The sequence below is a fragment of the Persicobacter diffluens genome (assembly GCF_036244895.1).
Classification (GTDB): domain Bacteria; phylum Bacteroidota; class Bacteroidia; order Cytophagales; family Cyclobacteriaceae; genus Persicobacter; species Persicobacter diffluens.
The window spans coordinates 3,527,567-3,552,726 of sequence record NZ_BQKE01000001.1 but is presented as its reverse complement, the minus strand read 5'-3'; the positions used below and the strand labels follow the sequence as shown (position 1 = coordinate 3,552,726).

The 25,160-nt window shown below is 43.9% G+C and carries 20 protein-coding genes; 11 read left to right on the top strand and 9 right to left on the bottom strand.

The features are described 5' to 3' along the window. Window positions 1–504: 504 nt before the first annotated feature. On the top strand, window positions 505–729 hold the full coding sequence (locus AAA970_RS14695; RefSeq protein ID WP_053406465.1) for a hypothetical protein: 225 nt from the start codon (window positions 505–507) through the stop codon (window positions 727–729). Window positions 730–1,047: 318 nt separating this feature from the next. Here AAA970_RS14695 and asnS read toward each other — a convergent pair whose 3' ends face one another. Continuing rightward, entirely contained in the window at window positions 1,048–2,499 is a 1,452-nt protein-coding gene (asnS, locus tag AAA970_RS14690; RefSeq protein ID WP_053406466.1) for an asparagine--tRNA ligase, read from the bottom strand. Window positions 2,500–2,998: 499 nt separating this feature from the next. Here asnS and rpoN point away from each other — a divergent pair, with 499 nt between their 5' ends. Together rpoN and AAA970_RS14680 are read left to right on the top strand one after the other, a co-directional pair. Then, window positions 2,999–4,450: an RNA polymerase factor sigma-54 gene (rpoN, locus tag AAA970_RS14685; protein ID WP_338237650.1), complete on the top strand. Its 1,452-nt coding sequence runs from the start codon at window positions 2,999–3,001 to the stop codon at window positions 4,448–4,450. 97 nt (window positions 4,451–4,547) lie between these two features. After that, window positions 4,548–5,222, top strand: coding sequence for a hypothetical protein (locus AAA970_RS14680; protein WP_053406468.1), 675 nt, complete (start codon window positions 4,548–4,550; stop codon window positions 5,220–5,222). Here the strand turns inward: AAA970_RS14680 and AAA970_RS14675 are convergent, their stop codons facing one another. The 5 genes from AAA970_RS14675 to AAA970_RS14655 form a co-directional block, all read right to left on the bottom strand. Beyond that, window positions 5,223–6,266 (bottom strand): hypothetical protein, encoded by a 1,044-nt coding sequence (locus tag AAA970_RS14675; protein ID WP_338237649.1) that lies wholly within the window; start codon window positions 6,264–6,266, stop codon window positions 5,223–5,225. Further along, window positions 6,263–7,726: a glycosyltransferase gene (locus tag AAA970_RS14670; protein WP_338237648.1), complete on the bottom strand. Its 1,464-nt coding sequence runs from the start codon at window positions 7,724–7,726 to the stop codon at window positions 6,263–6,265. Before AAA970_RS14670 ends, AAA970_RS14675 begins: the two co-directional genes overlap by 4 nt. Window positions 7,727–8,054: 328 nt before the next feature. Then, entirely contained in the window at window positions 8,055–8,810 is a 756-nt protein-coding gene (locus tag AAA970_RS14665; RefSeq protein ID WP_338237647.1) for a phosphoglycerol geranylgeranyltransferase, read from the bottom strand. 1 nt (window position 8,811) lies between these two features. Then, on the bottom strand, window positions 8,812–9,210 hold the full coding sequence (locus AAA970_RS14660; protein WP_338237646.1) for a hypothetical protein: 399 nt from the start codon (window positions 9,208–9,210) through the stop codon (window positions 8,812–8,814). Further along, window positions 9,203–9,562, bottom strand: a complete 360-nt coding sequence (locus AAA970_RS14655) for a phage holin family protein (RefSeq protein WP_053406473.1) — start codon at window positions 9,560–9,562, stop codon at window positions 9,203–9,205. Before AAA970_RS14655 ends, AAA970_RS14660 begins: the two co-directional genes overlap by 8 nt. Window positions 9,563–9,934: 372 nt before the next feature. On the opposite strand from AAA970_RS14655, the gene AAA970_RS14650 reads away from it, so the two are divergent. Then, window positions 9,935–12,388 (top strand): bifunctional UDP-N-acetylmuramoyl-tripeptide:D-alanyl-D-alanine ligase/alanine racemase, encoded by a 2,454-nt coding sequence (locus AAA970_RS14650; protein WP_338237645.1) that lies wholly within the window; start codon window positions 9,935–9,937, stop codon window positions 12,386–12,388. Window positions 12,389–13,229: 841 nt separating this feature from the next. Here AAA970_RS14650 and AAA970_RS14645 read toward each other — a convergent pair. Continuing rightward, complete coding sequence (locus AAA970_RS14645) at window positions 13,230–13,478, bottom strand: GlsB/YeaQ/YmgE family stress response membrane protein (protein ID WP_338237644.1); 249 nt, start codon at window positions 13,476–13,478, stop codon at window positions 13,230–13,232. 290 nt (window positions 13,479–13,768) lie between these two features. Between AAA970_RS14645 and AAA970_RS14640 the strand changes: the two genes are divergently transcribed. Continuing rightward, a complete protein-coding gene (locus tag AAA970_RS14640; RefSeq protein ID WP_338237643.1) occupies window positions 13,769–15,229 on the top strand; it encodes an ATP-dependent DNA helicase in 1,461 nt (486 codons plus the stop codon). 27 nt (window positions 15,230–15,256) lie between these two features. Continuing rightward, window positions 15,257–15,526 (top strand): hypothetical protein, encoded by a 270-nt coding sequence (locus AAA970_RS14635; protein ID WP_338237642.1) that lies wholly within the window; start codon window positions 15,257–15,259, stop codon window positions 15,524–15,526. A gap of 455 nt (window positions 15,527–15,981) precedes the next feature. Here the strand turns inward: AAA970_RS14635 and AAA970_RS14630 are convergent, their stop codons facing one another. Continuing rightward, window positions 15,982–16,431 (bottom strand): DMT family transporter, encoded by a 450-nt coding sequence (locus AAA970_RS14630; protein ID WP_338237641.1) that lies wholly within the window; start codon window positions 16,429–16,431, stop codon window positions 15,982–15,984. 9 nt (window positions 16,432–16,440) lie between these two features. Beyond that, window positions 16,441–17,127, bottom strand: coding sequence for a DNA alkylation repair protein (locus AAA970_RS14625; RefSeq protein WP_338237640.1), 687 nt, complete (start codon window positions 17,125–17,127; stop codon window positions 16,441–16,443). Between the two features lie 471 nt (window positions 17,128–17,598). Between AAA970_RS14625 and dapF the strand changes: the two genes are divergently transcribed. From dapF to mazG, 5 genes are all read left to right on the top strand, one after another. Beyond that, the gene (gene dapF, locus AAA970_RS14620; RefSeq protein WP_053406479.1) at window positions 17,599–18,375 is read left to right on the top strand and encodes a diaminopimelate epimerase; all 777 of its coding nucleotides are present in this window, start codon (window positions 17,599–17,601) and stop codon (window positions 18,373–18,375) included. A gap of 158 nt (window positions 18,376–18,533) precedes the next feature. After that, entirely contained in the window at window positions 18,534–21,893 is a 3,360-nt protein-coding gene (gene secA, locus AAA970_RS14615; RefSeq protein WP_338237639.1) for a preprotein translocase subunit SecA, read from the top strand. 597 nt (window positions 21,894–22,490) lie between these two features. Continuing rightward, window positions 22,491–23,027, top strand: coding sequence for an SPOR domain-containing protein (locus AAA970_RS14610; protein WP_060684952.1), 537 nt, complete (start codon window positions 22,491–22,493; stop codon window positions 23,025–23,027). Between the two features lie 6 nt (window positions 23,028–23,033). Continuing rightward, the gene (locus tag AAA970_RS14605; RefSeq protein ID WP_338237638.1) at window positions 23,034–24,221 is read left to right on the top strand and encodes a M20 metallopeptidase family protein; all 1,188 of its coding nucleotides are present in this window, start codon (window positions 23,034–23,036) and stop codon (window positions 24,219–24,221) included. 72 nt (window positions 24,222–24,293) lie between these two features. After that, entirely contained in the window at window positions 24,294–25,109 is an 816-nt protein-coding gene (mazG, locus tag AAA970_RS14600) for a nucleoside triphosphate pyrophosphohydrolase (protein WP_338237637.1), read from the top strand. The last annotated feature ends 51 nt before the right edge of the window (window positions 25,110–25,160 follow it).

Sequence of the window (25,160 nt, the reverse complement as noted above, 5' to 3'; positions counted from 1 at the left end):
AGACAGTATTAAGCCGAATTATTCACCGCTGGATTTAGTCCCTCCTCTTAAGTGGTTTATTTTGAGAATAATAAGATTGCGCCTGCTAATTTATTAATAGCCCATTTTTGTGCAATCTTGCTTTCTCCCGCTCCATCTGCTTCGTTGGAAAAAATATAATAGAGGACTATTCCATCATTTTTTCCGCCTTGCAGCTGAACGAGTATTTAAGCAGGTGTATTCCGGCTTAATTATTTCAAATTTGGATTATTTTCAAAATAGTTCATCAGCATCAAACCTGGGGAAGGGCTGGCAGTTTGACCTGTTCACCTCTCAGAGGATATTATGGCCTGGATTGGTTTTAAGTCGCACTTCCTTGTGATTTGTGACATCATTTGGATAATTCTTAAAAGAAGCTCATTTTTAAGAATTGACTTAAAATATTGAAATTTTGAGTGGATGTGAAGCTTGTGTTATTAAAAAGTTATTGTTATTTTAAAATAAGCTTCTATTATTTTTAGAAAGATGGATTTTTTACCAATTCAAGTCAAGCGGTTGTTTCTGGTTATTCTAATGCCGCTTTCCCTTTGGTGTCTGAATGAAATGTTTGTTCAGGGAATGAAATGGGAAGGGGTATTAAGCGGAACCGGATTCATCCTTATGCTATTGCTGCTGCAATTTTTTGCGCGCTCCATAACCGAGGAGGGGACGCAGCAAAGACAGACGATGATCAAGAAAAACGTAGATTAGCTTACCCAATCAAAGATATTTATTACCAACGCTAACCTATCTACGAAAAAAAAGGCAGTGATGAATTTTCACTGCCTTTTTCTTATGGTTAATATTTTCTTAACTCGGATTATTCATGCTTAAATCCTCGTTTAGCTGCAAGGCGGGAAAAATGAAGGAATAGTTCCCTATTTCATTTTTTTCCAACGAAGCAGATGAATGAGGAGAAAGCAAGCTTGCTCCAATTTGGGCTACTAATAATTTAGTAAGAACGATCTTATCAGGGTGAAAATAAGTTGCTTAAGGTGATCTACTAAATCTAGCGGTGAATAATTCGGGTTAAAATTCCGCCGTACCAGGAGTACGTGGGAATGGAATTACGTCGCGAATGTTGGTCATGCCCGTTACGAACAAGATCAAACGCTCAAATCCAAGACCGAATCCGGCATGAGGAGCCGTTCCGAATTTACGGGTATCCAGGTACCACCAAACGTGCTCTTCCGGAATACCCATGGCCTTCACTTTCTCTACCAATACCTCATAACGTTCCTCACGCTGAGAACCTCCAACGATCTCGCCAATACCCGGGAACAAAATGTCCATGGCGGCAACGGTTTTCTCGTCTTCGTTCAAACGCATGTAGAAGGCCTTGATTTTGGCCGGGTAGTCTGTTAAAATTACCGGCTTTTTGAAGTGCTTCTCTACCAAGAAACGCTCATGCTCGGATTGCAAATCAGCACCCCACTCTTCAATTTTATATTGGAAACGACCTTTCTTGTTTGGCTTAGAGTTTTTCAGGATATCAATCGCCTCTGTATAAGTCAGGCGTTGGAAATCGTTGTTGGCCACAAACTCTAATCTTTCAATCAGATTCAATTCGTTTTTCTTATCTGCAGGAAGGTTTTTCTCCTCCTGTAGCGCGCGCTCCTTTAGGAACTCCAAATCTTCACGGCAGTTGTCCAATGCGTATTTCGCCAGGAACTTCAGGAACTCCTCTGCCAAATCCATATTGTCTTCCAGGTCGGCAAAAGCTACCTCCGGCTCAATCATCCAGAATTCCGCAAGGTGACGAGTGGTATTAGAATTTTCTGCACGGAATGTCGGACCGAAAGTATAAACTTCCCCTAGTGCCATAGCGCCTAATTCAGCCTCGAGCTGACCGGATACTGTCAGGTTGGTTTCCTTACCGAAAAAATCCTGCTTGAAGTCAATATTGCCTTCCTCATCTTTTGGAGGGTTGGCCAAATCCATGGTCGTAACGCGGAACATTTCTCCTGCTCCCTCGGCATCTGAACCGGTGATGATTGGAGTATGTACGTTCACAAATCCTTTATCATGGAAGAATTTATGGACGGCGAAAATCATGGCATGACGCACACGCATTATCGCACCGAAAGTATTGGAGCGAGGGCGCAGGTGTGCAATTTCTCTTAAAAACTCCAAGCTATGGCGCTTAGGCTGTAATGGATAAGTCTCCGGATCAGCCTCCCCTAACACTTCAATGGTCTCGGCATTAAGCTCTACTTTCTGTCCGGCACCTTGTGAAGCGACTAATTGACCCTCAGCGGAAATACAGGCACCGGTAGTGATGCGCTTCAAAATATCTTCCGAAATATTATTAGGATCAGCAACAATCTGAAGGTTAGCAAGACATGATCCATCGTTTAAGGCAATGAAGGATACATTTTTATTCCCCCTTTTGGTTCTTACCCAGCCTTTTACGCGAACATTTACATCTACCTGCTCTCCTGTGAGCAGGGCTTTAATTTTTGTCCTTTTTGATTCTGCCACTTTACACAAAGTTTTTAGTTCTAAAACAGCCGATGCATTTCAATTGCATCTAATTAGGCAAAGGAAATACTTTCAAAACTTATTCACAATCTTCCACCTAGTATTTTGGTACTGGAAATCAATTTGTCCTTTTCTTAGGTGTTATTTGCGCAATAGTTAGATTAAAATTCTCTGTAATTTATTACATGGGTATTTTTTTTAGGAGGAAAAAGAAATTTGAGAGGTATGTGCTGAGTGTTAGATATTTATCGTATTTTGTTCAGGGCAGAAATGAAAAATCGGCCCAACAAAAACCTATCCAAATTATAGGAAATAGCTGAAAATTTGGTCAATTGAATAACTTTTAAGGGTTTTTATCGGTATTATTAATGTCTTTTATCAAGAAGAGATTAGAATCGGACATGATTTTGTTTAAATTCCGAAAAATTCTCAAAGATTTGCTCGCACTAACAAAAATCTTGCCTTATTTTAGGTTCAGAAGAAAAAATCACAAAAGCCCATGCAAAAATTAGGACTTACTCAAACGTTATCGCAGAAGCTTTCCCCGCAGCAGATACAGTTTATCAAACTGTTGCAGGTACCGACAGCCGAGTTGGAAGCACGTGTGGAGGAAGAGCTGGAGGCTAATCCGGCCCTGGAAGAAGGACGTGATGATGCGGAAGATCCCTATGCGCAACAGGATGATTTTGAAGCCTCAGAAGGTTCTGATGAATATATGGACAATGAAATTAGTGTAGAGGAGTACCTGCATGATGATTTCAGTGGTTATAAAATGTACGGAGATGGTAGCGGTGATGAAGAGGAAAAGGATATTCCGATTTCTTCCATGACCACCCTGCAGGAGCAGCTCAAAGACCAGCTGAGTTTTCTTCCTCTGAATGATCATCAAAAATTATTGGGAGAGCAGCTGATTGGAAGTATTGAGAATGACGGTTATATCCGTCGTGACTTGGAAATGATCGTGAATGATCTGGCTTTTTCCCGAAATATTGAGACTAATCTGGAGGAATTGGAATCGGTATTGGTGCAGATCCAACAATTTGATCCGGCCGGTATCGCGGCCCGTGATCTGCAGGAATGTTTGCTGCTGCAGCTGAAGCGTCGTCAGGATCCGGATGAAGCAACGGAAGATGCGATCCGCATCATGGAGGAATGTTTTAATGATTTTACCAAAAAGCATTATGAGAAAATCATGCGTCGTCTGAATATTAAAGAGGAGGATCGCCTGAGAGAAGCTTTTGAAACCATTGTTAGATTAAACCCCAAACCGGGCGGGATTACGGAAGGCCTGGTGAAAAATCAATATTTAATTCCGGACTTTATCCTGACCAATGATAATGGCAAGTTGGATTTGAGTCTGAATTCCAAAAATGCTCCTGACCTGAAAGTCAGTCGTTCTTATGCGGAAATGATGGACGCTTATGATAAGAGTGACAAAAAGGATAAGAATTTGCGGGATACGGTCATGTTTGTGAAGCAAAAGCTGGATGCGGCCAAATGGTTTATTGATGCCATTCGCCAGCGTCAGGAAACTTTGCTTAATACCATGGGATGTATTTTGGTGCATCAGAATGAATTTTTCCTTACCGGAGATGAGGCCAAGTTGAGGCCAATGATTCTGAAAGATATTGCTGATAAAATTGAAATGGATATTTCGACCGTTTCTCGTGTAGCGAATAGTAAAGCGATTCAGACGGAATTCGGGATTTTTCCTTTGAAATATTTCTTCTCAGAAGGGATCACCACTGACACCGGAGAGGATGTTTCCAGTCGGGAAGTGAAGCATGTATTGAAAGGCCTGATTGATGAGGAAGATAAGAAAAAGCCGCTTTCAGATGATAAACTGGAGAAATTGCTCAAAGATAAAGGCTACAAAATTGCCCGCCGGACTGTCGCCAAATACCGGGAGCAACTTAATATTCCGGTAGCACGATTAAGAAAACAGATTTAATAGCAGGCCCAATTCAATTGGGCTTTGTATTTTTGAGACAGTAGGATTTAGTCCGTGTATTTTTAGATATTATATTTTTAAGCCAAATTCTCCCAAATTGTCTTTACCAGTAGAACAGCAGGCCATCAATCAAACGTCAAAATTTTCCGTGAACCGTACCCTCGCACACATAATATCTGTATTGTCGCATCCTTTATTGATGTGTACCTATTTTAGTGCAATAGTGGTTTACCTTTTTCCTTTCCTGGTGGAGTTACCACCTCAGGCATTAAACTTGAAATTTGTGGGGGTGATGTTTTTGATAACCTCAGCACTACCCTTGTCCTCTTTACTAATTATGGCGGTTAGTCGGAAGTTGGTAAAGTCTTTGAAAATGGAAAGCCGAGAGGAGCGGATTTTACCTTTTTTCTTTGTGTCTTTTTTTTACGGGCTAACGGCCTATATGCTTCATGAACAATGGGGGCTGACGGGCCCATTTTGGAAGGCGGTAGTCATCATGACTTTTTTAATTTTCCTTCTTTCCTGCATTACCCTTTTCTATAAGATCAGTGTACACAGTGCCGGCTGGGGTGGGTTGTTAGGCTTTGTGCTGGCATTCCAGTTGAGCCAACCCGTGGAAGGCGTAATGGAGCTGATGGCTTTGATTACCCTGTTTTCAGGACTTACGATGAGTGCTCGTTTGTATTTAAATGCCCACAAACCCGATGAGGTTTATTGGGGATGGCTATTGGGCATGGTCGTTTGTTTTGGAGGAGCAAGTTTTTTTATGTAATCAGGCGATAGTCTCTCCGATCAGATTATTCAGATTAGCATAAAAGCGATGTCGATTTTCGTCTTTGCTGCTGAGCCTTTGGAAAATGTCAATCGCCTGAAGCAATTGTAGCGTTGGCTTATTTCCATAATAAATGGCTTCCATGGCGGCATGTTGCAGTTTATTGGTTTCGATTAAATCCGGAAGTAGATTCATATTGCCCCATAGGTCTCCCGCCAGCTTTTCAAAAGCTCCCGCATCTCCTATTACTTCGGAAGGCATGGCCCAATGCACACTATTTTGTTCGGCCAATGTTTTAAGAATATCAAAGACTGCAGATTGATTGTCTTTTTGAAGGAAGACTTCCTGATCCAGTAATATATTCAGCTGCTTTCCCTCCTCTTCCATTAAATATGCCACATATCGTTCTGGGCTGACCTGCTGAAGCAGGGAGGCCGCCCGATAGTTCAGTTGTTGCGTTATTCCGGCATTGCCGGCAATAATTTCCAGATCAGATCCCTCCGCCGGATGCATTTGGTTATAAGGAAATCCAAATCCCCAGGTGATGATGCTTCGAATATTCCGCTTTTCTAATGCTGGATATAAGGAAGGGTGAAATAATAATGCGGGTCCGCAATAAGTCTCCACATCTGAATCGAAGCATGCTTTTATCTGTTTTTGATGCAGATGAATTTGTTCCTCCAACTGATCATCATTTAGTAGGTAGGACAATCCGTTATAGTATGGCGCACAGGAAAAGTCAATATTGCCCTTTTGTTTCAACACTTGTAATTTCTCCAGCATTTCCGGATAAAAACGTTCCAGCCTTTGTAATAGCGAGGCAGAAAACTGGAGCATACAAAAGAAATCAGGATGTTGGTTGGTAATTTCCTGAAACTGATCCAGCCAGGGTCGTCCAATACGGTGAACCCATTCCAATGTATCCGCCACCATTTTTTCCTGATCCAAAAGTTCTTGTGGATTTGGCGCAAAAAAATGACTTTTCCTCAGGCTTAAGTTCTGGTGAAACTGCCAGTGGAGGAATATGCTTTTGCTATTTTTCATGGTACCAAAGCCTCTTCTTCTAAATGCGTATTGGTTGGGGACTCTCCTGCTGCTATGAAAGTGTTTTCAGAAGTTTGAGCCGCCACGATCTGTTGGTAAATTTTCTTGATCTTATAAGCCGAAGTTCCCCAGGTGGCATTTTTTAAATCCATATAGGCGGCTTCTTTTTGCGCTGCTCTGTGATAATCATCCTTGAGCAAGGCAATAATTTCCTGCGCCATTCGTCTGGATTGCTTGATGCCAACTTTTGGTGCGGAGCGTAAGACCTCCCCGGCTCCTGCTCGGTTAGTCAGAATGACAGGAATACCCAGCATTGCAGCTTCCAGGGCCGTCAGGCCAAAGGGCTCTGAATTAGAAGTGAGACAATAAACATCTGCCATGGCAAAGATTTCCTGCACTTGCTCATGTGGCATATAGCCGGTGAAATGGCATTTCCCGATCAGTGTTGGTGATGCCGCTCTTTCAATGACCCGCGCATACTGATCGCCATCACCCACCACCACAAACCGGCAATCGGGGCAATGCTCCAGCACTTTTTCCGCGACTTCCACAAACATCTCCGGATTCTTCTGCTGGGTGAGCCTGCCTGCAAACATGACCAGCGGATTCGGGAAAGGTTTGGCTTTTCGCTCTACCTGATGCCAACTGATGCCATTATGCACATGGGTGATTTTGCGTACATCGCAGTCATATTCCTGAATGAGCTTACCTGCGGTATATCGACTAACCGGGATAATGCGGTCAGCAGTTTTCATCATTTCCCGCTCTATATGGGTGATGTAATCTTCCTGGGTCAGGCCACTCCGGTCATATTGCAGGGAATGGACATGTGCCACCAAAGGTTTACCGGTGATCGCCTTCAGGGCCATGGCTGCTGGGAAGGTCATCCAGTCATGGGCATGGATAATGTCAAAATCAAATTCATCCGCCATCACCTTCACATATTCGGCATAGGCTTTTACCTTTTGAATAAGATTATCTCCATAAACAGGCCCCACTTTAAAGACATTAGGGATATCTGGGAAAACTTCCTGACTGACCGGTAAAGGAATTAATTTTTCCACAGTGGTCGGTGTGGCCGGAATTTGTTTTTTGTATGGTATTTCCCGATAGGTGGTCACTGGCCGAAAGCCGTGAACAGCTTCTTCGTAAGTTTGTGGTACGGAGGTTTTGATGTCGCTGTAAGGGTCCAGGTTGACATCAATATAGCGCGTTTTTTTTACGAATTCCGTGTAAGCTTCATGCCCTTTTTCCTCCAGAATTTCGTTGATCTCCACCTCATCCATGCCATAGGTGGTGACTTGTTCAATGCGGTAGGCCTGATCAGCCCGGGGGAGAATCAGGCTGATATCCACGAGTCTGCTGAGGGCTTTACATAATTCCAGAGAGGCAATTCCTAGTCCTCCGTTCAGAAGGGGAGGGAACTCCCAGCCCAGCATGAGTATTTTTTGATTTGGCATGATATGGGTGAAAAAATTATGAAATGCTTAACCCGGATTATTCATGTTTAAACCCTCCTTTGGCTGCATGGCGGAAAAAGGGAGGAATTTTTCCTGTTCCAAATTTTTTCCAAGAGAGCAGATGAAGGTGGAGAAAGCGAGCTTGCCCAAATCGGGGCTATTAACAAATCAGCAGTATAGCATTATTGATTTGAAAATAAACTGTTTAAGACGAGTCGGTTAATTTGGCAATGAATAATTCGGATTAACTACCAGGGCAGTTTGTTATAAGCAAGTAAAGGAATTCCCCCGAATAATAAATAAAAATCAGTTGTAATTTTTATTATGATTATAAGTTGTTATTGTAATTTTCCTTAATGCGCAAAACCTCCTCCAAAAGCGCAGGTTTACGCTCCAGGCTGTTTCCCATCACAATTAAGTCTGCCCCTGCTGCCCAGGCCCAGGCTGCTTTGTCAGCGGTGTTGATTCCGCCTCCGACGATCAGAGGAATCTCCAATTCGTCTTTTACCTGTCGGATAATCTGGCTGCTTACCGCCTCGAGCGCTCCACTTCCAGCCTCTAGATAAATGAGTTTCATTCCCAAAAATTGGCCGGCCAGGGCAGTATTGGCTATAAGTTTAGGCTCGTCCGAAGGAAGGGGTACCGTTTGACTTACTGCTGCCACCGAAGTGATTTTTCCTCCATCTATCAGAATATAGCCAGTGGGAATACTCTCCAGTCCCCATTTTTTGAGTTGGGGGGCAGCTTTGATGTGATGTCCTATCAAAAATTCCGGATTTCTTCCCGAAATCAGAGAAAGGAACAGTAAGGCATCGGCCTTTTGAGAAATTTGGTTGGAATGTCCCGGAAATAAGAGTACCGGAATATGGGTATGTTCTTTTATTACATTGACGGCCTTTTCCGTATAACCTTCCGGAACTCGGCTACCGCCCACGAATATGAAATCAACCCCTGAATCCTGACATTTTTCTAGCAGAGGCGTTAAGCTTTCCTGGTCATGGGCTTTATCAGGGTCAATTAAAACCGCCAGCATTTTTTTTGCGGAGGTTTGCTTTTTTACAATGGTTGGGTAAATATGATTCATGCTATTCTTCCCCCATTTTTCCAGAGAGTTCATTTTGCATTTTTTGTTTCGCTAAGCTTACCAGGAAGTAAACGAGATTTTCAGCCAGAGACTTTTTGATGGTATTGCCCAGGTCTTTATCTCCTTTTGATGCTTCCACTGTTGGTGCTGCAGGAGCTGCTGCTGCCATGGGTGCAATATGAGAGGTGTTTTTCTTTTTCGAACCACTGATCCAGCTAATGACTTTCAGTCCAATGTATCCACCCAAAATACCCAGTGAGGTTTTGGTTACCTTTTTACCCATATTGACCGTATCGTTCTTAATGCCAATCAGGTCATTGGTTAAGGCAGTAAGCTGTTCATTATTTTGTTTCTTAAGCTCCAGCTTACGGGCTTTGAATTTGCTTTTTACATCATTCATTGGTTTCCTCCTCCATGGTCTCCATTATTTCATAGAACCAGTTCATAATGGTATTAATTATTTTTGCTCTGAGGGCCGCGATCAGCACAATGATCAACAAATAAAAACCGGCAATGATTACAAAGCCCAGATAAACGCTATTGAGTACAGCGTTGAGAAAATACCCCAGCGCTATGGTGGCAAATAGAAAGAATAAGCCGAATAGGAAAATGAGCACTATAGAAATTAATGCGCGTGAAAGTACCCAGGCCGCTTGTTCCCCCACCTGTAATTTCGCCAGTTCTATTCTGGACTCCACATAGCCGGTGAGGTTACTGACCAGGCTTTCTATATTTGATGTTTCTTTTTTCATATGATCATCTCAACTCAACAGGGCCGCTTCCGGGAGTGCCTGTTGATAATTGGCGGTATTGCTTTACGAATTTAGAGGAATATCTGAAAAATATTATTTCACACCCTCAAATTATAAAAATAGAAGGTAGAGAAGTAAGAATTTAATAAAAAATAAAGTGCTTTTCGTACATTGAGCAAATCGCCGGCAGGCTTTAGTGTATTTGAAAATCATCCTCTGGAGCACCTGGTCCTGTAGGCCAGTTTTAGGGCCGATTCAGGGCCCTAATTCACCTAACGATTAGGAATAATCCAAAAGTAATAAAGGGTCTTTTATGGGCTTTTGGCAGGAGGACAGTTTAAGAATGCGCATCACATTAAATGCGGAAGATCCATGAATTTTAGTCAGTTAGCAAAAATTATGGGAGGGGAAATCCTCCAAATGGTGGAAAACAGGAAAATTGAAAGCCTGTTAATCGATAGTCGAAAGGCGGTGATCAGCGAATCCGCTTTGTTTTTTGCTTTGCAAGGCCCCCGACATGATGGCCATCAATTTGTGGAAACATTGTACCGTCAGGGTATCCGGCAATTTGTGGTTCAAAAGTGGGAAGGGACTTTGAGGGATTTCCCGGATGCGAATATTATTATTGTACCCAACAGCTTGCGTGCCATGCAGGCCCTGGTGGCCAAACATCGTGCTCAATTCGGAATACCGGTCATTGCGGTTACCGGGAGTAATGGCAAGACAGTGGTGAAGGAATGGTTGCATGAGGCCCTTTCTAAGCGTTGGGTAGTTTGCAGCAGCCCTAAAAGTTATAATTCACAGGTGGGGGTGCCACTATCGGTTTGGGCCCTGAATGAGCGTCATCAGATCGGACTTTTTGAGGCTGGAATTTCTCAAGCCGGAGAGATGCAGCGACTGCAGGTCATTATTCAGCCTACATTGGGAATCTTCACCAATATAGGCAGTGCGCATGCGGCTGGTTTTGAAAGTCAGGAGCAAAAGGTGCGGGAAAAACTGATGCTGTTTCAGGAAGTGGAGGCATTGGTTTATTGTAAAGATCATCAGCTGATTGATAAACAAGTCAAAAGTTTTTTAAAAGACAGCAAGCTGCTTGCCTGGTCTACTGAACATCAGGCGCCTTATCGCTATAAAATTGTGGGTAAGGAAAAAGGCCAAACTATTGTGAAGGTAAATGAGCAGGATTTACTGTTTTTGCCTTTTGTAGATGAAGCTTCTCTGGAAAACACCTTTCATATTCTGACGGTCCTGCAATTTTTGGAATATTCCATGGAGGATATCCAACGAATTGTCAAGCAGTTTAAAGCACCATCTATGCGCCTGGAGTTGAAGCGGGGGGTGCAGGAAAACTATATTATTGACGACACTTACAATAACGATTTGCTGGGGCTTGAAATGGCGCTCGACTTTTTGGTGCAACAAAATCAACGGCCGGTAAAGCGGGTGATTCTTTCAGATATAGCGCAGTCGGGCATGTCAGAAGAGGAATTGTATCAACAGGTGAATCGTTTGCTATCAGATCGCAGAATCACACATTTTGTAGGAATCGGTTCGCAAATTTCAGCATATCAATCCGCTTTCCAGGGCATAGAAGCTACTTTTTTTCCTGATACTGAAAGCTTTTTGCGAAGCCTGGAGCATCAGATTCCCTGGCAGGAGGAGTTGATTTTGGTAAAAGGAGCCCGGCATTTTGGATTTGAGCAGGTAGTGCGGGAGCTGGAGGCTAAGGTTCATGGAACACGGCTGGAACTGAGTCTGGACGCGATGGCCGAGAATTTGAATTTCTACCGCTCCCTTTTAAAGCCTAAAACCAAACTGATGGTGATGGTGAAAGCCTTTGCCTATGGCAGTGGAAATCTGGAAGTGGCGCAGCTGTTGCAATATCACCGGGTGGATTATCTGGGCGTGGCTTTTCCCGATGAAGGTGTTGAGTTAAGGAAAAATGGCATTCACCTGCCCATCATGGTGATGAATTGTCATGAGGATACCTTTGAGGCCCTGGTGCGCTACCAGTTAGAACCGGAAATTTTTGGTTTTGGCCAACTGAAAGCCTTTGGGGAGTTTTTGAGAGCCAATGGAAAACAATCTTCCATCCATTTAAAAATTGATTCGGGTATGCATCGTCTGGGCTTTATGCCTAGTGAAATACCTGCTTTGATTGAGCAATTGAAAAATTATCCGGAGCTTAAAGTGAAAGGGATTTTCAGTCACCTGTCCGGAGCCGATGAAGCGCAGTTCAATGATTTTTCCCATGAACAGGCCAGGCGTTTTCAGGAAGCGGTATCGCTTTTGAAGGCGGAATTAAATATAGATCCGCTTTGTCATTTGTGTAATTCTGCCGGAATCGTTCGTTTTCCGGAGTACCATTTTGATATGGTCCGGCTTGGGATTGGATTGCACGGAGTGGAGGTCACCGGAAAATATGATCAGGCATTAAAAGTTCCTGCTCGTCTGAAAACCTTTATTTCTCAAATTAAGGAGATTCCCGCCGGAGAAACCGTAGGCTATAGCAGAAAAGGAAAAGTGGAAGCCACTAAAAAAATTGCCACCATTGCCATAGGTTATGCCGATGGTTTTCAGCGTGCTTTTGGAAATGGACGGGTGAAAGTGAAAATTAACGGACAGCGGGTACCGATTATCGGAAATGTATGCATGGACATGTGCATGGTGGATGTCACAGGAATTGCTGCCAAAGAAGGAGATGAAGTGATTTTGTTTGATGACCAGAAAAGTCTGTTGGCCTTGTCTGAGGCGGCCGGAACCATCCCCTATGAGGTGCTCACGCTGATCAGTAACCGGGTAAAGCGGGTTTATTTCCATGAATAGTTGTGGAACTTCGTGGAACAATTGGATTGGCTTGTTAATGAGTGAATTACTTATTGTGGTTTCTTTGTGAAACGCCGTGGAACAGCAGATAATGAGCGGAAGTGAGGGCGCTCCCCTTGATCCTTATTGATAAAGTGGTCGAGGGGAAAGTCTTTTGTTATGGATAAATTAAAGAGAAGGTTTAAGTGACGTTCAGAGAAAAAATAGCAGATTTTGTACTTGAGAACACGGCTTTTTCACAAAACTACAAATTATAGAAATGATCAAGTTCCCAATGGGCGGATAGACAAAGGCTCTGCTGGCGAACAGAAGGCATCACAGCGACATTTCTGCAATACTATACCAGACTCGCGTCATCTGCAAATGTCGCCTTGATGGATTCCGGCAGCAGGTTCTTTGTCCCGCCGACATTGATCACAGCCTTGATTTTTTTGTTTCGTTTTTTATCAAGAAAAAATGAAAAAGAAACGATTGAATAGCCGGTCTAGCTTTTTTTGAAAAAGCCCAGTACCTGAGTATAGGACTTCAGATCAACTACTAGCAGCCATTAGCGGGTTGAAAGAAAGCCTTGAGTCTGAATTTTTGTTGGTTCTAGCTGGAATGAGTGAAAATGATAATCATTTTGAACTTGAACAATATTTTAGTCAAATGCTATCAGAACTCGAAATAGGAAAAGTTCCTTCATTTTTCCGGCCTTGCAGCTAAATGAGGATTCAAGCATCCGTAATTCGGCTTAAGATAAATATGTGGAACACTGTGAAACAAACATAATTATCAGTAAATCAGTAAAATAAAAAATCGCATGCATCCGTGAAACTTTGTGGAACATGCGATTTTTTGTTTACCCTTTTATTTTCCGATAGCCCCAGAGGACAACCAGTCCCCCGACTACTGCAATGGCAAAAGAGCCGATATTAAATCCATCCACACCACCGAATCCTAGTAATGAACCAATAAATCCCCCGACCACCGCTCCGGCAATCCCGATGATAATGGTAACAATGAAACCTCCCGGATCATTTCCGGGCATGATCCATTTGCTCAAAATTCCGGCGATCAAGCCGAAGATAATCCAAGAAATGATTCCCATAATGAATTGTTTTGATTCACAGACTTTACCACAATCCATTGGAAAAGGTTTTAGGAATAATACAATTTGATAATCAATTGTAAATCAATGCTATAAAATGTGGAAAAGTGAACAACTATGTGGATAGTCGACAACTATGTTGATAAATCCGACTTATATTTGATTTTAAATCCGACAAATATACTTACTAACCTTACTTGTCCACAAAGAAAGGATCAGGGAATATTTTTCGGAAAATTCGTTTTAAGATTTCATTTTTGTTCCTGATTTATCCACAAAGCTGTTTGTAAATGAAAACCATCACATTGACGAAAGGGCAAGCCGAATTCTTTGAAAAGTTCAAGGCTTTCATCAAATCCAAAGAGACGGAAGTGATGATTTTAAAGGGCTATGCCGGTACCGGTAAAACCTTTTTAGTCCAACAACTGCTCGAATGGCTGGATACCCGCGAGCGGGAGTATCGTTTGATGGCTCCAACCGGAAGGGCCGCCAAGGTTTTAGGTACCAAAGCGCAGGAGCCGGCCTATACCATTCATAAATCCATTTATTCTTTTTCATTGATGGAAGAAGAGCGTGGTGGGAAAAAAGGTAAGCATTTAGGCAATGTGAAATACCATTACAGAACTCGCCAAAATGATGATGTAGGCAATACGGTTTATATCGTGGATGAGGCCTCTATGGTGAATGATACCGCCAATGATGGCGAGATGTACCAGTTTGGGAGCGGTCGCTTATTGCAGGATTTTATCAAATACAGTAAACAAGAGCCGGAAAAAGGTACTTGCCGCAGGAAGATTCTGTTTGTGGGTGATCCCGGGCAGCTGCCACCGGTGGGCGCATCATTTTCCTGTGCTCTTTCCAAGGATTATTTGCGGGAAACTTACGAGCTGAATTGTGAGAGCTTTCAACTCACCGAGGTGGTTCGGCAGGGAAAAGACAGTGGGATTTTGGAATATGCCACCCAGCTGCGGAATCATTTACGCGGGGAAGGTTTACGCCCTGCCTTTAATTTTTCCCTTTCGGATGTGCACCGCGCTCCCCGTGAAAATATAGTGGATTATTATGATCGGGCCCAGAAGAAATCAGGCTTGGAGGAAGTGATTCTGGTGACTTTTTCTAACCGATTGGCCTTGCAATATAATCAGGCCATTCGACAACAGCTTTTTCCCCATCAGCATGGCCTGCAAATCGGCGATCGCCTGATGCTTTGCACGAATAATTATGCTTATGAGGTGGAACTGCTGAATGGGGATTTTGCCAGGGTGATTGATATGGATCCGGAGGCGGAGGAAGAAGCGGTGAGGGTGGATGTTTTTGATCCTGAAACTAAAAACTGGAGTAAGCAGGAAGTGGTCTTGCGCTTTCGGGATGTGTTCCTGGAAGTGATCGATAGTGAGGGGGAAGCACAGGAAATTGAGGGGAAAATTATTGACAGCTTGCTGGATTCTCCCAATCGGGACATCACCGCTTTAGAAAGGAAGGCCCTTTATCAGCATTTCCGCAACCGATACCCCAAGCTGAAGCCAGGCAGCAAGAAGTTCAACGAAAAGCTGGGGGAAGATCCTTACTTCAATGCGCTTCGTTTGAAATACGGTTATGCCATTACCGGCCACAAAGCCCAGGGCGGTGAGTGGCAGTTTGTATTTGTGGATTTTGAAGGCACCCAATATATGCGGGATGAAAAGGAGTCCATTCGATGGAGTTATACCGCCGTAACCCGCGCTAAAGGGCATTTATTGGTGGTGAGATAAGTTTTGTTGTTAGCTACAAATTAAACAATGAATTTAATTCAGGAAAATACTAAAGAAGTCGAATGGTTCACCAGCTTAAGAGCTATTGAGAAATGGATGGAAATTAATCTGGAAGATTATGACTGGCATTTTTCTGATATTGAAGGAGGCTGGACTCTAATGGAAGATCCCACCTGGATCACTGGACGAGAATTGAAGTTGAGAATTAATAAGGACGATTATCAATTTATATGGGCTGTAATTTCAGCTTTTCCTTCAGGAGCAGAACCTAGGTTAACCCGAATTATTCACCGCTAGATTTAGTTAGTCGATATAAAAACCTAGTTGTCAAATTGTTATTATTAATTTTATCGAATTATCTATAGCTCAAATTTGGCTATGCTTGCTTTCTCCTCATTCATCTGCTTCGTTGGAAAAAACTCGAAATAAGAAACTATTCCTTCATTTTTCCCGCCTAGCAGCTAAACGAGGATTAAAGCATGAATAATCCGGGTTAAGTAAAAAACCTTATGTAGAGGGTAATCCAGGATTTTGGAAAGGCAGTCCTAAAAAACAACTTAAAGATTCTCTGTTTGAAATAGTTTGCTGGGATAGTAGTGCTACGCTTTGGATTGGGTTACCAGATAAACTAGCTAAGAAAATTTTAAATAATGCACCTGGGATTATGGATCTAGACCAGTTCAATCAAAAAGTAGCTAAAAACACCTGAGATGCATTAAAACGCACTTAGTCAAGTCGTTAAATCTGAGCATTCAGAATTTTTGAATAATCCACACCCCCAGCACCATTATGCCAATCCCCAAAATTTTCATCCAGCTGATCGGTTGTTGTTGCATGCCCAGCCAGCCGAAATGATCCAGAATTAGCGCTAATACCAGCTGACCGGCAATCACCAGTGTCAGCGTGGAGGTCATGCCAATTTTGGGCGTTACAATCACCAGGCTGGTTACAAAAAAGCTCCCCAATAAGCCACCGGTAAACTTCCATTTTTCAAGCCCTGAATAGGATTGGATAATTTCCCCAACTTGTCCTTTTTGCTGTATCATTAAAAGTACAAAGATGGCCAGCCAACCTACCGAGAAATTAGCAAAGGACGCCAGGATCGGGCTTCCCGTGCTGATTTTCAGGGAGCTGTTCACCCCTACCTGTACGGCTGCGGCGGCGCCAATCAATACGGCAACGATATAGTATATGAAATTCATAAGCTCAAATTAAGCATTTTTCTTAATCCATTTTAAGGCCTCCGTTTTGGACAATTGGGCCAATTCTGGATGATCTTCCACAAATTGCTCCACCCAGGCGGCATTGGTTTTGGAGATTTCCCGCAAGGACCAGCCAATGGCTTTATTGAGGAAGAACTCCTTGGTCCCCAGATTTTGTTCAATAATCCACTGCTGCCAGGGCAGATCCGTCGCCTGCTTGTACTTTAATTGATACAGGATAGCCGTCCGACGCAACCAGATGTTTTCCTGTACGCACCATTTCTCCACATAATCCTTCATTTGCTCGGGAAAGCGCTGGAAATGCGCCCCCACTCCATGGGTAGCCAGAAAATCAATGGTGTCCCACCAGGATTTTTGCAAAACCAGCTCTTCCAGTGTCAGAATGAATTCCGGCCCCCACTTTTTCTTCATCTTTTGAATCAGCTCAATGCCCATATACTGCCACTCCCTCTCCGGCTGCTCCCATAAATAGTGTAGATAATCCGGCAGTTGATCCGCCAGAGGGAGCCTGGCTTCCTTCAAAAAATATTTGATGGCCTCCCGTCTTTCCGGTGCCCGAATGCCATAATAATCAAATTGGCCCTTCATATAGGCTTTCATGCTTTTTTGCTCATCCGGATTGGCCAATGCTTCAAAGGCTTGTCGGAGGGGTTGGAAATATTCGGTAGGGTTCATGGTGAACACAGGCTTGGTTTTCTGCAAGCTAAGGGATCGATGATAAAAATGGAAGTGCTTTTTTCGGGGGCTTCCTTCACGCTGTTCAGGTCAGGCTTTCGGCCGTCGCTCTTTGAGGGATTACGCCTTGAGCACCCTCAAAGGAGCTTCGCAAAGGCCTCTATCCTTAGCCCGACTGGTGCATTTTCCCAAATGCCGTGGCTTAGGGATGGAGCAGGTTTGTTTGAGCTCCTTTTTGCAGCGGGAAAGCGTAGCGGGCGCGCAAAAAGAGCGAGCTGCGAGTGCCCGACCGAGTGTAACGAAGGGAAGCCCCAAAGTAAAAAAAGGATTAGCTGTCTTTTTGTCATATTTTCAGAGCTTTGTATAATCTTTGCCATGAAATGAGTAGTTTCGAGCCGTCGTTGAAGTGAGGAGGTCTGAGTGGGCTGGTCAATGGCTTGATTTTAAGGTTATTATTGAAGAAAATACGGAATGGATTCCTTAGCATTTTATAAATATCAGGGTACTGGAAATGACTTTGTGATGATCGACAACCGCGAGATGGTTTTCGATCCTGAAAATATTGCATTGGTGCAGCGACTATGCGACCGCAGATTTGGCATAGGCGGCGACGGTCTGATCCTGATTCAGCATAAGGAAGGCTATGACTTCGAAATGGTCTATTTCAATTCCGACGGGACGAAAAGTCTTTGCGGAAATGGTAGCCGATGCGGGGTGCGCTTTGCGGAATTTTTGGGTTTGGTGAAGGAGGAAACTTACTTCCTTACGATTGAAGGAGGCTTGCATGCGAAGATCACGCCGGAGCTGATTCACCTGAAAATGCCTAATGTGAAAGGGGCGGAGCAAATCGGCAGGGATTATTTCATCAATACCGGATCACCACACTATGTGCGCTTTGTGGAGGATGTGGAAAACCTGAAGGTTTATCAGGAAGGACAGGCCGTTCGTTATAATGAACGCTTCAAGGCCGAAGGCACCAATGTGAACTTCGTACAGCGTTTGGGCGAGCAGGACATTTTCGTCAGAACCTATGAGCGCGGTGTGGAGGATGAAACCCTTTCCTGCGGAACGGGTGTGACCGCTTGTGCCCTGGCTTCGCATATTGAAGGCATGCCCTCTCCGGTGAACATCAAAGTAATGGGTGGTAACCTGAAAGTGAGCTTTGAGCAGGTGGGCCCGAATGAATTTGAAAACATTTTCCTGATAGGACCAGCCGAGCAGGTTTTTGAGGGAACAATAAAACTATAATTTTTAATTATTTTCTGGTGGAAATCCTGCTAATCATGAGCGATTTTACCTTAAAATATTTTTAAATCATTTACCTTTGACTAGGGAGGTCTGAGTAGTCCGGTTTGGGCGCTTTTGGTGGACACTCCTGCAGATACTGTTTGCAAATAATTTTTGCCATGTTAGATAAAATCACTAAAGGCTTTGCGAAGCTGTTCGGTACTAAATCCGATCGCGATATTAAGACGATCCTACCGATCGTAAAGCAAATTAATGAGGAGTTCGATAAGTTGAGCTCTATTACTGATGAGGATCTTCGTAAGGCTTCTCAGGATTTGATGGACCAAATTCAGGAAGAATTGAAGCATTTGGATGCTGAGATTGAAAAACTGAAGGCGGAAGCCGAATTGCCTGAGACGGATGTATTTAAGAAGGAAGATCTTTATGCAGAAGTAGATAAACTGGAAGAAAAGCGTAATGAGGAACTGGAGGTAGTCTTGAACAAGATATTGCCAAAGGCTTTCGCCATTATGAAAGAAACTGGCCGACGCCTCCGCGATAATAAAGAATTGCGTGTAGCGGCGACGGTGCACGATCGAACCATCTCTGCAAAGTCTGACTGTGTGACGGTAGAAGGCGACACTGCCATCTGGCACAACAGCTGGACCGCTGGTGGTAACCTGCTAACATGGGAAATGGTACATTACGATGTACAGCTGATCGGTGGTATTGTACTACACCAGGGTAAAGTAGCCGAGATGGCCACGGGTGAGGGTAAAACGTTGGTAGCGACCCTGCCAGCCTTCCTGAATGGTCTTTCCCGTCGTGGGGTGCATGTGGTCACCGTGAACGACTACCTGGCAAAGCGTGACTCCGAATGGATGGCGCCTTTGTTCCAGTTCCACGGTTTGAATATTGACTGTATCGATAAGTGGCAGGCCAACTCTGAGGAGCGTCGTAATGCTTACCGTGCAGACATTACTTACGGTACTAACAACGAATTCGGTTTTGATTACCTGCGTGATAATATGGCACGTGGTACGGATGAGTTGGTACAGCGCAAGCACCACTATGCGATGGTCGATGAGGTCGATTCCGTATTGATTGATGACGCCCGTACGCCATTGATCATTTCCGGTCCGGTACCCAAGGGAGATCAGCATGAGTACCATACTTTGAAGCCACGTATTGAGGCTTTGGTAGCGGAGCAACGCAAATTGACGCAAGCTTATTTGAATGATGCTAAGCGTCTGATCAAAGAAGGAAATAAAGACGAAGGAGGATTGGCGCTATTCCGTGCTTATCGTTCTTTCCCAAAATATAAGCCATTGATTAAGTTCCTTTCTGAGGATGGTATTCGCCAGATCCTGCAGAAAACGGAGAACTATTATATGGCGGACAACAACCGCGAAATGCCGAAGGCAGATGAGCCATTGTTGTTCATTATTGATGAAAAACAAAATTCGGTTGACCTTACGGAAAAAGGGATTGACCATATCACCGGAAAAGGTGAAGATCCAAACTTCTTCATTTTACCGGATATCGGTACCGAGGTAGCGAATCTGGAAAATGACGCTTCTCTTGCGGACGATGATCGCATCGTGAAGAAAGAGGAGTTGTTGCAGGACTATGCAGAGAAAGCGGAACGTATTCACTCGGTAAACCAGCTTTTGAAAGCTTACTCGCTATTCGAAAAAGATACCGAATATATCCTTCAGGATGGCAAGGTGAAGATCGTCGATGAGCAGACCGGTCGTGTGATGGACGGTCGTCGTTATTCTGATGGTTTGCACCAGGCTTTGGAAGCCAAAGAAAATGTAAAAGTAGAGGACGCTACCCAAACTTATGCGACCATTACTTTGCAGAATTACTTCCGTATGTACCACAAATTGGGTGGTATGACCGGTACTGCTGAGACGGAAGCAGGAGAGCTTTGGGACATTTATGAATTGGATGTGGTGGTGATTCCTACCAACCGTCCGATCCAGCGTAATGATGATGAGGACAAGGTTTATAAAACCATCCGTGAGAAGTTCAATGCGGTAGCGGATGAGATCGTCGTGCTTCGTGAAGCAGGTCGTCCGATTTTGGTGGGTACTACTTCTGTCGAGATGTCGGAGCTATTGTCCCGTATGTTGGGCATGCGCCAGATTCCTCACCAGGTACTGAACGCAAAGCAACACGCCAAAGAGGCGGACGTGGTCGCGCAAGCAGGTCAGGCAGGAATGGTCACCATTGCAACCAATATGGCGGGTCGTGGTACGGATATTAAGCTATCTCCGGACTCCAGAAAAGCAGGTGGTTTGGCCATCATCGGTACTGAGCGTCATGAATCTCGTCGTGTGGATCGTCAGCTTCGTGGTCGTTCCGGTCGTCAGGGGGATGTGGGTTCTTCTCAATTCTTCGTTTCTTTGGAAGATTCTTTGATGCGTATGTTCGGTTCTGAGCGTATTGCCAAAGTAATGGACCGTATGGGCTTGGAAGAAGGGGAAGTGATTCAGCACTCCATGATTACCAAGTCTATTGAGCGTGCACAGAAGAAAGTAGAGGAAAATAACTTTGGTATTCGTAAGCGTCTGTTGGAATATGATGATGTCATGAACCAGCAGCGTGAGGTGATTTACAGCCGTCGTCATAATGCACTTTTCGGAGAGCGTTTGTCGATTGACCTGATGAATCAGCTGTACGATGTGGCTGAAAACCTGACCGTAGCGCATAAGGATTCCATTAACTATGAAGGTTATAAACTGGAAGCATTAAGCGTTTTGGGTGTGGATTTGCACCTTTCAGAAGAAGATTTCAATAAAACCTCTGCAGAAGATTTAACTCAGAAGCTTTTTGAAGAGGCTTACAGCCAGTACAAAAAGAAAAATGAGATCATCGGTGAGCGTGCCATGCCAGTTTTGGAGCATGTGAATGCAGAGCGTGGTGCTGTGGTGGAAAACATCATGGTGCCTTTCACGGATGGTAAGAAGCAGTTGGGCATTGTGACCAACCTGCAGAAAAATCTGGAAGATCGTGGTAAGACTTTGGTCACGGATATGGAGAAAATGGCGACTTTGGCCATTATCGATATGAAGTGGAAAGAGCATTTACGTGCGATGGATGACTTGAAGCAGTCGGTACAGAATGCGGTTTATGAGCAGAAAGATCCATTGATGATCTATAAGTTCGAAGCTTTCGAATTGTTCAAAGCCTTCCTGGCAGATGTGAACCAGGAGACGACCAGTTTCTTGATGAAGGCTTCTATCCCGACGGCTGAGCCGGAGAAAGTACAGGAGGCACGTGAGGAAAGACCAAAGCAGCAGTATAATGCTTCTAAGGAAGAGAGTCGTTCTACGCTGAATCAGGATACGCCAAAGGCACATCCTACTCAGGCGCCACAGGTAGAGAAAACCGCTCCGATTCGCAAAGAGCATACGCACGGTAGAAACGATGTGGTTTCGGTTCGTTATGCAGATGGCACCGTGAAGGAGAATGTGAAATTTAAGAAAGTAGAAAATGATTTAGCGGCCAACAAATGTGTGTTGATTGACTAATTCATTGAAAATATAAATGCTTTTTAAAAGGAGGGCTCTGATATGGAGGCCTCTTTTTTTATGTTGATTTTCCCTGCTCCAATATCCAAGAATATATATTTATAATACGAAATCTTCCACGCCAACAACCCGGCCTTGATCAATTGGCGAAAAGCCATGGGTGCTGCTGCCGATCAGAAGTCATCACAGCGTTATTTCCACGCTATTTCCCACCAATCGCTACAATCGTCAAATAACGCCTTGATGGGTTCCGGTAGCAGGATCAATGGGTCGCCAAAATTGATCACCGCCTTGATTTTTTTGTTTCGTTTTTTATCAAGAAAAAATGAAAACAGAACGATTAAATAAAATCCTTGAGTGACCAAACGAGCTTTTTCTGAAGGAAATTACGCTTTAAAAGAGGACAAGAGCATTTGACGGCTTTCTTTTTACCACTTAATCATTGTGGTATTGAAAGCATTTTGAAGTCTGCGGACCAACAGCTTTTCTGATTCTGGTTGTAAAATATGGAAGCCCAAGCGATGCCCTGATGGTATGCGCTTTTTTTTGTAACTTGTGCCTTTATTGCGTCAATCTTGTTTTGCAAAATATTTTTAGATGAGAAATATATATACCTTATTCGGCTTTTTGCTTTTGGTAGCGGCTTGTTCGCCCAAGACCACCCCAAGCAGCAGCAATTATCAAGAAGACCTGTCGGTTTATCGTCCTGACTATGTGCAGCTGAAGGCAGAACAAAAAGCCAACAGAGAGAAAGAAGAAGTCAGAAAGCAAACGACTACTTCTACCACATTTCCTGTAACCAATGATATCACCACCGGTGTGGAGAATCAATTAGCGCATTTTGCAGAGGCCAATGCCGGCAGCAATGCGACTAAATACACCATTCAGGTGTATTCCGGTACCAGTCGGGAAGAGGCCAATGAAATTAAGGAGCGGGTTTATGAAGATTTTCCCAGCGGAAATCCAAAGGTTACTTACAAGCAGCCTACCTACCGTGTGCGTGTTGGTGATTTTTATAATCGGGTAGATGCCTATTTGACTTATGAAAAGCTGAGAAGATCCTTCAGAAGAGCGATCGTGGTGCCTTATAAAGTCCAGTTGGGTGAAAAAAAGACGGAGGGAGCGGATTATTAAGGGAATATGAAAGCGAAAATTCAGGCGTTAGCCAAAAATATAAAGTCGGAAGTGATTACCAACCGCCGACATTTACACCAAAATCCGGAGCTTTCTTTTCAGGAGTACAATACGGTGAAGTTTGTATCTGAAAAGCTACAGGAAATGGGCATTGACCTTCAGGAATCCAAAGCGGAGACTGGTTTGGTAGCTTTGATCAAAGGAAAAAATCCGGATAAAAAAGTGATTGCGCTTCGGGCGGATATGGATGCCCTTCCGATTATCGAGCAGAATGAGGTGGACTACAAATCTCAAAATGAAGGCGTGATGCATGCTTGCGGGCATGATGTACACACGGCTTCTTTATTGGGTGCCGCCAAAATTCTGAATGAGTTGAAGGAAGAGTTTGAAGGTACGGTAAAGCTGATCTTCCAACCGGGGGAGGAGCAGTTGCCGGGCGGTGCTTCTTTAATGATTAAGGATGGTGCATTGCAAAACCCGAATCCGGAAGCTATTATCGGCCAACATGTGATGCCTTTGATTCCTGTCGGTAAAGTAGGATTCCGTGCGGGCATGTATATGGCCTCTTGTGATGAATTGCATATCACTGTGAAAGGAAAAGGTGGTCATGGAGCTTTGCCGGAATTGACGATCGATCCGATTGTGATTTCGGCCAATATGATCGTTTCCCTGCAGCAGATTGTCAGCCGTGGTGCACCACCTAAAATTCCATGTGTGTTGACCTTCGGTGATATTCATGGACATGGGGCGACCAATGTGATTCCTGATGAGGTGAAGATTCAGGGGACTTTCCGCACCATGAATGAGGAGTGGAGAGCCGAAGCACATGAGCGCATGGTGAAAATGGCCACGGGCATTGTGGAAGGCATGGGGGGAACCGTGGAATTTGAAATTCGCAAGGGTTACCCTTATCTGGAAAATGATGAACAGCTGACCCATAAAAACCGCGCAAGAGCGGTGGATTATCTGGGCGAGGAAAATATTGTGGACCTGGACATCTGGCTGGGAGCCGAAGATTTCTCCTACTACACCCAGGAAATGAAAGCTTGTTTCTACCGCCTCGGAACACGAAATGAATCCAAGGGGATTGTCTCCGCAGTGCATACGCCCACCTTTGATATAGATGAGGATGCCCTGGAAATCGGCGCAGGATTTATGGCTTATCTGGCCATTCAGGAACTGACCGAAAATTAAAATATTGAAAGCCTCGCATATGTTGAGGCTTTTTTGATCTTTGCGATTGTTGAAAAATATAAAAGAAGCCTTATGCCGATGATCACCCCGCCCATTGATACTAACCGAAAAGCCAAGCTGGAAGCTTTTGATCGATTGTTGACCATCATGGATGAGTTGCGGTTGAACTGTCCGTGGGATAAAAAGCAGACGCTGGAAAGCCTTCGTCACCTGACGATAGAGGAGGTTTATGAACTTTCAGATGCCATTTTGGAAGGAGATGAAGAGGAAATCCGCAAGGAACTGGGCGATATCATTCTTCATATTGTGTTTTATGCCAAAATCGGGGAAGAGCGCAAGAGCTTTGATGTGGCCTCGGTGCTGAATGGCATTTGTGATAAGCTGATTCACCGTCATCCGCATATATACAGTGATGTGGAAGCCAATGATGAGGAAGCCGTCAAGCAGAATTGGGAGAAAATCAAACTGAAAGAAAAGGGAAATGTCTCGGTTTTGGGAGGCGTACCCACTTCCCTGCCCGCTTTGGTTAAGGCGATGCGCATACAGGAAAAAGCCCGTGGGGTTGGTTTTGACTGGGAACACAAAGCGCAAGTCTGGGAAAAAGTGGAGGAAGAGATGGCCGAGTTCAAGGCGGAATTCAATATTGATAATGGCGAGCCCATTGATAAAGAAAAAGCGCAGGCCGAATTCGGAGATCTGTTGTTTAGCCTGATCAACTATTCTCGCTTTTTGGATATAAATCCGGAGGAAGCTTTAGAGCGCACCAATAAAAAATTCATTTACCGCTTTCAGTACCTGGAGGCCGAAGCCAAAAAGGCTGGGAAAAACCTGTCGGATATGACACTAGAAGAGATGGATCACTATTGGAATGAGGCCAAAGGAAAATAGTCATCTTATAGATGATCATTTATAAAAAGCCTGCGATCAGTGAAATGATGG

Excerpts from the sequence above, each read along its gene's own strand:
- AAA970_RS14695 (WP_053406465.1), top strand. The coding sequence starts at position 505 with ATGGATTTTTTACCAATTCAAGTCAAGCGGTTGTTTCTGGTTATTCTA.
- rpoN (WP_338237650.1), top strand. The coding sequence starts at position 2,999 with ATGCAAAAATTAGGACTTACTCAAACGTTATCGCAGAAGCTTTCCCCG.
- AAA970_RS14675 (WP_338237649.1), bottom strand. The coding sequence starts at position 6,266 with ATGAAAAATAGCAAAAGCATATTCCTCCACTGGCAGTTTCACCAGAAC.
- AAA970_RS14670 (WP_338237648.1), bottom strand. The coding sequence starts at position 7,726 with ATGCCAAATCAAAAAATACTCATGCTGGGCTGGGAGTTCCCTCCCCTT.
- AAA970_RS14665 (WP_338237647.1), bottom strand. The coding sequence starts at position 8,810 with ATGAATCATATTTACCCAACCATTGTAAAAAAGCAAACCTCCGCAAAA.
- AAA970_RS14660 (WP_338237646.1), bottom strand. The coding sequence starts at position 9,210 with ATGAATGATGTAAAAAGCAAATTCAAAGCCCGTAAGCTGGAGCTTAAG.
- AAA970_RS14655 (WP_053406473.1), bottom strand. The coding sequence starts at position 9,562 with ATGAAAAAAGAAACATCAAATATAGAAAGCCTGGTCAGTAACCTCACC.
- AAA970_RS14650 (WP_338237645.1), top strand. The coding sequence starts at position 9,935 with ATGAATTTTAGTCAGTTAGCAAAAATTATGGGAGGGGAAATCCTCCAA.
- AAA970_RS14645 (WP_338237644.1), bottom strand. The coding sequence starts at position 13,478 with ATGGGAATCATTTCTTGGATTATCTTCGGCTTGATCGCCGGAATTTTG.
- AAA970_RS14640 (WP_338237643.1), top strand. The coding sequence starts at position 13,769 with ATGAAAACCATCACATTGACGAAAGGGCAAGCCGAATTCTTTGAAAAG.
- AAA970_RS14635 (WP_338237642.1), top strand. The coding sequence starts at position 15,257 with ATGAATTTAATTCAGGAAAATACTAAAGAAGTCGAATGGTTCACCAGC.
- AAA970_RS14630 (WP_338237641.1), bottom strand. The coding sequence starts at position 16,431 with ATGAATTTCATATACTATATCGTTGCCGTATTGATTGGCGCCGCCGCA.
- AAA970_RS14625 (WP_338237640.1), bottom strand. The coding sequence starts at position 17,127 with ATGAACCCTACCGAATATTTCCAACCCCTCCGACAAGCCTTTGAAGCA.
- dapF (WP_053406479.1), top strand. The coding sequence starts at position 17,599 with ATGGATTCCTTAGCATTTTATAAATATCAGGGTACTGGAAATGACTTT.
- secA (WP_338237639.1), top strand. The coding sequence starts at position 18,534 with ATGTTAGATAAAATCACTAAAGGCTTTGCGAAGCTGTTCGGTACTAAA.
- AAA970_RS14610 (WP_060684952.1), top strand. The coding sequence starts at position 22,491 with ATGAGAAATATATATACCTTATTCGGCTTTTTGCTTTTGGTAGCGGCT.
- AAA970_RS14605 (WP_338237638.1), top strand. The coding sequence starts at position 23,034 with ATGAAAGCGAAAATTCAGGCGTTAGCCAAAAATATAAAGTCGGAAGTG.
- mazG (WP_338237637.1), top strand. The coding sequence starts at position 24,294 with ATGCCGATGATCACCCCGCCCATTGATACTAACCGAAAAGCCAAGCTG.